The organism is Paenibacillus baimaensis (genome assembly GCF_025567575.1).
Genome location: NZ_JAOQIO010000015.1, coordinates 109,761 through 117,201 on the forward strand (window position 1 = coordinate 109,761; position 7,441 = coordinate 117,201).

4 protein-coding genes and 2 pseudogenes are annotated in these 7,441 nt (G+C 41.6%); all 6 read left to right on the plus strand.

All coding sequences use genetic code 11. From position 1 onward, the window contains the following. Nucleotides 1-22: 22 nt before the first annotated feature. Nucleotides 23-1,570, plus strand: coding sequence for an extracellular solute-binding protein (locus OB236_RS06945; protein WP_262683306.1), 1,548 nt, complete (start codon nucleotides 23-25; stop codon nucleotides 1,568-1,570). Nucleotides 1,571-1,677: 107 nt separating this feature from the next. Then, nucleotides 1,678-4,329 (plus strand): glycosylhydrolase-like jelly roll fold domain-containing protein, encoded by a 2,652-nt coding sequence (locus tag OB236_RS06950; protein WP_262683307.1) that lies wholly within the window; start codon nucleotides 1,678-1,680, stop codon nucleotides 4,327-4,329. 277 nt (nucleotides 4,330-4,606) lie between these two features. Next, complete coding sequence (locus OB236_RS06955; protein ID WP_262683308.1) at nucleotides 4,607-5,035, plus strand: MarR family winged helix-turn-helix transcriptional regulator; 429 nt, start codon at nucleotides 4,607-4,609, stop codon at nucleotides 5,033-5,035. A gap of 27 nt (nucleotides 5,036-5,062) precedes the next feature. After that, nucleotides 5,063-5,526, plus strand: a pseudogene (locus OB236_RS06960) (GNAT family N-acetyltransferase). 67 nt (nucleotides 5,527-5,593) lie between these two features. Then, a pseudogene (locus OB236_RS06965) lies at nucleotides 5,594-6,211 on the plus strand (FMN-binding negative transcriptional regulator). A gap of 966 nt (nucleotides 6,212-7,177) precedes the next feature. Further along, a partial coding sequence (locus OB236_RS06970; protein WP_262683309.1) for a hypothetical protein occupies nucleotides 7,178-7,441 on the plus strand: 264 nt, incomplete at its 3' end.

Here is a 7,441-nt window from a genome sequence, read left to right on the forward strand (position 1 = left end):
AGAATCGAAAGGGGTTAGGAAGATGGCAGTACAATCAAGAATGATCGCAATGTTAACAGCAGGCGCACTGGTTGCCTTAACAGCGGCAGGCTGCACAGGCACTAGTACAGGTAGTAACACTGCAGGTGGAAGTACTTCTGGAAACGAACAGAATAAGGAAGTCAAGACAGTTAGCATTCTAATGAATGGCGATTGGGGAAAAATGCCCGGGCCAGATGATAAGCAGATCAAATATGTGACTGAAAAGACAGGGATTGCAATCAAATCAGAAACTTTGCCTTGGAATGGAGGTACTGACTTTACGAAAGGACTAAACGTAAAGATCGCAGCGAATGAACTTCCGGATCTGTTCTTGCCTTACGGGGTTGAAGATACTCTGCTAAAGCAAGGTGCTTTGCTTGCCTTGGATGATCTGTTGCCGAAGTATGCACCTACCTTGTGGAAGTCTATCCCTGAGGATATATGGAATAGCGTACGAGCCAACTCTCCCGATGGAAAAATTTATTTCATACCTAGAGTCAATTTGTACCCAAGGTACAGTTCACTGATTCGCAAAGATTGGTTAGACAAGGTAAATATGAAGATTCCAACTACGAAGGACGAATATGTTGCCGTTCTTAAGGCATTCCGCGATCAAGATCCCAATGGCAATGGTAAGGCTGACGAGATTCCGACCAGCGGACGGGAGCTGGGCCGTTGGATGGATCACTTATTCCTGATGCATGGTGTTGCGATGGTAGAAGGGTATCCCGCGTGGGATTTATACAACAATGAACTGACTTATTCGGCTGTAACGCCTAATATGAAAGAAGCAATTAAATTTGCCAGTGAACTTTACAAAGAAAAATTGCTGGATAATGAAACTTTCTTGAATAAAGATGCTACATGGAAAGCAAAGATCCAGCAAGACAGGGTCGGAAGCTGGATCCATCTTCCCGAGGGGCTCGATCAAAACTTCTTCCAGAATTTGTCCAAAGTTAATCCGAATGCCAATATTGCTGGAATGGCGGTGCCTAAGGTAGAAGGGTTTAAAGGCTTTACTCCGATGCCGCGATTCAATGGTTTGGAGTGGGCTATTCCAAAATCCTCCAAAAACTCTGTAGAAGCCATGAAGCTCCTGGAGTTTTATGCGAACCCTGAGAATCGTGATTTTGCAACTTTTGGAATTGAAGGCGAGCATTACGAAGTGAAAGATGGCAAGAAAAAACGTTTACCAGTAAGTCCAGATCAGACCTACTTGCTCAATTTATACCCGGTTACAACTACAGAGCAAATAACTAAAACTATTAAGGATCAATACGATCCTAAGGTTGCTCAGATGATGATTGACGCGATGATGATTGCGGAAAAGGACGGTAAGACGATCGCTGGTGATGGAATTCCTGTCTCGATTTATGACGGTTTCCCGGATATCAAGTCGCATAAGCTTTACCAAGAATATACGTCGAAAATTATTATCGGCGATTGGCCAATCGAGAAATTTGATGAATTTGTTCAAAAGTGGAAAAACAGCGGTGGGGACGAAGCGACGAAGCGGGCGCGCGAGTGGTATGCCAAGATGAAAAAATAACAGAAAACAAAGACAGAGCCCCAAAAGATTGGGGCTCTGTCCAGTTAAATAAACACGATCGGGGCCGTTATAGGATGATCGAACCTAAGTAGAATAAGGGTGATATTATGAGCAATCGTCTTAAGGAAGTGCTTGAGGGTCAGGAACATAACTATATCCTTCCTTTTCTCTGGCAGCACGGCGAGGAAGAACATGTGATTCGGGAAGAGATAGCTCGTGTTCATGAAGCAGGAATCGGGGCCGTTTGCGTCGAGGCTCGGCCTCATCCGGATTTTCTTGGACCAAAGTGGTGGATGGATATGGACATTATTATAGAGGAAGCTCGAAATCGGGGCATGAAGGTATGGATGCTCGATGACGATCATTTTCCAACGGGACATGCGGCAGGTAAGGTGAAGGGGGCTCCAGAAGGGCTTCATCGCAGGTTTGTGGGTGAACGATATATCGATACCATCGGTCCTGCACAAGGTACATCTCTGCTGCTGGATACCCTACTGATGTGTGGGCTTCGACCCACCACTTCGCAGCCCCAAAATGCATATGGTAAAAACAAGCTGATTTCAGTTGTCGCTGTCCGTCGCAATCCATCTGATGGAACATTAACCGGTGATTCGGTCGACATAACAGAACTAGTACAAGATGGTATCCTTTACTGGGATATCCCTGAAGGGTATTGGCGAGTATTTATTATTTCAGAAAATAAAGATGGCGGCAGCAAGGAGCAGGAAGATTATTTGAACCCGTTAGATCGGGATTCAGTTCGTATTTTGCTTGAAACGGTATATGAGGCATTCTACGAACGGTACAAGGCGGATTTTGGAAAGACATTTGTTGGCTTCTTTTCAGATGAACCCGGATTTTACAATGATAAAGCAACCTTTGACTTCAATTCTAAACCAGGAAAACAGGGGGTGTCGCTTCCTTGGAGCGGAGAGATGCCGGCTTTGCTTGAGCAGGCGTTAGGTACGGACTTTCGTAAGCTCCTGTATCTTCTCTGGCATGATGCGGGAGAACAGTCGAATATCGTGCGGTTTACCTATATGAATATCATCAGTAAGCTTTATGCGGAAAATTTCTGTAACCAGATCGGAGATTGGTGTAGAGCTCATGGGGTAGAGTACATTGGACATGTACTCGAAGATAATAATGTTCATGCAAGGCTTGGACCCGGTGCAGGACACTTCTTCCGCTCACTCTGGGGACAAGACATGTCCGGTCTTGATGTTGTACTTTGGCAGATCGTACCAGGCTTTGATGAATTGCCTTTCCGATGGCCAGCGGGGGAAACGGATAGTGAGTTCTTCCACTATGGACTAGCAAAGCTTGGTGTGTCTCTTGGACATATCGATCCGAAGAAGCAAGGCCGAACGATGTGCGAAGTGTATGGGGCATATGGCTGGACGGAAGGCTTGAAGCTGATGAAGTGGCTCACAGACCACATGCTGGTCCGCGGAGTCAATTATTTTGTCCCGCATTCTTTTACCCAGAAAGCTTTTCCGGATCCGGATTGCCCGCCGCATATGTATGCAAGCGGGAAAAATCCGCAGTATCGCTACTACAAGTATTTAAATGGGTATATGAATCGGATGTGCCACTTGATTTCAGGCGGAAGGCATGTGGCGACAGCTGCAGTCATCTATCACGCTGAAGCCGAGTGGTCTGGAGATTCTATGTATTTTCATAAGCCTGTAAAGGAATTAATGCAGCATCAAATTGACTGCGATGTTCTTCCCATAGATATTCTTCTGGATGCGGCCAACGTAAAAGATGGAAAGCTGCAGGTAAATATCGAAGCTTATGAATGTCTGGTCGTGCCCTATGCCGAAGCGCTTCCGACAGCGATGGTTCGACGTTTGGCCCAGCTTGCCGAGCAAGGATTAGCCGTTCGTTTTATAAACGAATTGCCCTCACGTTCGAGTGAAGGCAAAGATGTCTCTGCTGAACTGTCTCTCCTTGCCAATCACAGGCACGTTAAGGTAGTGTCATTAGACAAGCTGTCACAAGAACTTATTGCAGACGGATATTATGATATTAGACTTGCCAAAAACGAACCCTATCTTCGGCACTATCATTATCTTCATAATGGTCTGGATGTTTTTATGTTCTTTAATGAACACCCGCATCAAACCATCAAAACGAAGATGGATTTGCCGATCCAAGGCAATGTATATGCCTATGATGCCTTCCTGAATCGGTTGACCAAGCTGAATGTAAATGGGGACACCGATGTGACTGAGGTGCAGCTTGTCATTCATCCGTATGAATCCGTTGTTTGGCTCCATGGGGCAGATTTGGAAGGTTATGACGCGTTGCCGCCATATACATTGGGGGCGGATCTTGAACTTAAAGGCGAATGGACTGTATCCACCACCCAATCCGAACAATATCCTCGATTTAGGGAATGGGGAAAACTGGCGACTTTAACGAATATGAGTCGGCCTGACTGCTTGCCCCGTTTTACGGGAACCTTCCGTTATGAGACGGACTTCGAGTGGAGTGAATCCAGTAGCCGAGTTTTGCTGGAGCTGGGTGAGGTCTATGAAACGGCAGAAGTATGGTTAAACGGCGAGCACGTTGGAGTGCGAATTTGTCCGCCCTACTGCTTGGAAATCAATGGGTTGATCAAGAAGGGCATCAACAAACTTGTCATCGAAGTTACGAATACGCTAGTGAAGGATCAACGCGACTTCTTATCGTCCTTCGCACAGCAGGAGCCAAGCGGACTCATTGGACCCGTTCTAGTGACCAGTATTAAATAAGTAAACTGGACGGCAGTTTCCGGATGGATTCCTATGGAGTTTGGCAACAGCGACGCATCAGGTTGACGGGGAGATCACTGAAAAATTCTACAAAATCAAAGTGCAACTTTTACACAATTTATGTGTGTGAAAGTTGCTTTTTGTATAATCAAGGTATTAGGTGGGCAGTGATTGGACTAGAGGGTTGTAAAGAAAGGTTTTATTTTATTACAAATGCAACAAAAATATTATAATATTATTTAAAATACTGGTTAATTAAAAAGAGGGAGTTGCATATATGAAGGAAATCCTACGCGAAATTGGAATGATTGCCAGGGCATTAGATTCTATAAGCAAAATTGAATTTAAAGAATATGACCTTACAAAAGGACAGTATTTGTACCTTGTCCGAATATGTGAAAACCCAGGAATAATTCAAGAAAAGTTAGCTGAAATGATTAAAGTAGACCGAACAACTGCAGCTCGTGCAATAAAAAACCTTGAAAATAATGGCTTTATTGAAAAGAGAGATGATAAACATAACAAAAAAATAAAAAAACTGTTTCCAACTGAAAAAGGGGAAAGTGTATTTCCTTTTATCAAAAGAGAAAATGATCATTCGAATAGTGTAGCATTAGCGGGATTTTCCGAAAAAGAATCCGAAACCATTTTTCATCTGCTTCAAAGAGTTAGAAAAAATATAGAAATTGACTGGGAATTTGTATAAAAGGGAAATAAGAGAGATTATTGATTTATAAGAATTGAAACATTCAACGATACATTTAAAGATCAGAATTCACCTGAAAATATGAAAGCCTACTTGGAAAGAGCATTTAACTCTAAACAGTTGGAAAAGGAATTGTCCAACATTTCTTCAGAAGTCTTTCTCATCTGTTTCAATGGAGAACTTGATGGATATTTAAAGGTCAATATTAATGATGCCCAATCCGAAAAAATGGGTGATGAGTCACTCGAAATTGAGAGGATTTATATTAGATACAAATTTCAAGGAAAGGGCTTGGAAAGTACCTGCTAAACAAAGCGATGGAAATAGCCATTAGACAAAACAAAAAGATGATCTGGCTGGGCGTTTGGGAAAAGAATGAGGATGCAATTGTCTTTTATAAAAAAATGGGTTTTATTCAAGCTGGAGCTCACTCTTTTTATATGGGTGATGAAGAACAAATTGATTATATAATGACCAAAACACTGATATGAAGAGCGATGACAGATTGGTACAGTAATAATTATTATAAATTTCTAATGTATGAGAGGAGAACACCATATGTATATACCTTCACATTTTGAAATTACGGATATATCAATTGCCTATAAGATTATTAGTGAAAATAGTTTTGCTACATTGTTTTCTCAACATGATGGGACACCATATGCTACCCATTTGCCATTAATTCTCGATAAAAATCATATGTATCTATACGGGCATTTTGCTCGTCCAAATCCTCAATGGAAAGTCATTAGGAATCAAATTGTGTTAGCGGTATTTCATGGTCCTCATTGTTATATCTCTCCTTCTTGGTATGAGACGAATAAGGCAGTTCCAACATGGAACTATGTGACCGTTCATGTATACGGGGATGTCGAACTTATAGATGACGAAAATGAGTTAATGGTTTCCTTAAATGATATGGTATTGAAGTACGAGACCCCCAATAGTTCCTACAGGTTGCAGGATATAGACCCCGACTTTCTAAGTGGTTTGAATAAAGGAGTTCAAGGCTTTAAAATGAAAATTAACAGAATATAAGGGAAAGCAAAGTTAAGCCAAAACCATTCCATACAACGACAGGAATTGGTTATTCAACAGCTAGAGAAGATCGAAAATACAGACGAGCAAAAAATTTCTTCTCTTATGAAACAAAATCCTAGGTCATTTAGCTAAGGGGACACGCTAGCTCAATTAGCCGTATATATTACTCTGCCGGCATGGGCTAACAATAAGTCTTTAACCAGTACGAGTCGTAATACCAACTCCATCAGCCTGTCATGGAGCAGAGCAGAACCGGGAACAGTCTGTATATTTCCGCTTCAGAACCGTTCTTCTAATATATGCTGACACAAAAGAGTAAGTAAACTAATCATCTTCGTCAAACAAGCTTAGTAGGTGCATGTGGACCTTCTAAGCTTGTTTTATTGAACTTTGAGTTGTTCTATATTTCTTTGACACCTCTCACTCACTTTTATATGATGTAATGCCCAAAACTGACCGCAATGAATATTCCCTGAGGAGGATCGATTTGTTGTTTCAAGTTACTGGCTTACAATCTGTTCGAGCGCTTCAAGGCGAAATCCAGTAAAATTCATGAAAATGACCGAGCCCACTCCTGTGGGGAGGGGGTAGTTGCATCAAAATTGGCTACTGGAACCATTTCAACATCGATATCCCCCATATAACACCATTTAATTTTAGCATTACTATGGGCTTCCGTAATTCAGGATTCATTCTATTTCATACAAGAATCGACAGCATAGTATGATAACCTTTTTTAATTTAATGAATTATAATTTACACATGGTACAAAATGTATCAAAATTATTGAAGATACAGTTAGTATCGTAAATCTATTAAGTAGGTTAAGAGTCAACATTTACTTAAGCAACTGCTTATGGATGACCGGACTCTGTGTTTTTTGGCCTATCCTTATGAGGGTGGAGGTGAACATATTGGAAAAGTATAACTAGGGTTGCGTGATGTGAAGAGCTATCGATATTTAGTAGTATTTTCACCGTTGTTGTATCTTGTTGATAAGAGTAATACAAGAACCATGTCTAGATGGGCATTCATATGGAAAACGAGCGAGAAGTGAATGGATCACTTACTTAATAATTTTATTTAAGGAGAAATAAAATGATAAATAATCTGGGACGAATGCTAGTATGTGCTTTAACTGCACTCATGTTAGGAATTCAGTCGCCCATAGTGACAATCGCAGAAGAGACGGTCACAAATGCTGCAAGTAATAAAGCTGCCTCGGGTCGTATATATACTTCACCTTCGCTCAATACAACAAGAAATGATATATTATCTGCCAAAACCGTAATGAACTCGGTCTACACAGACACAATAATTCCCTCTAGAAACGTAGTGGCAGATACGTCAAAGCCCATCATT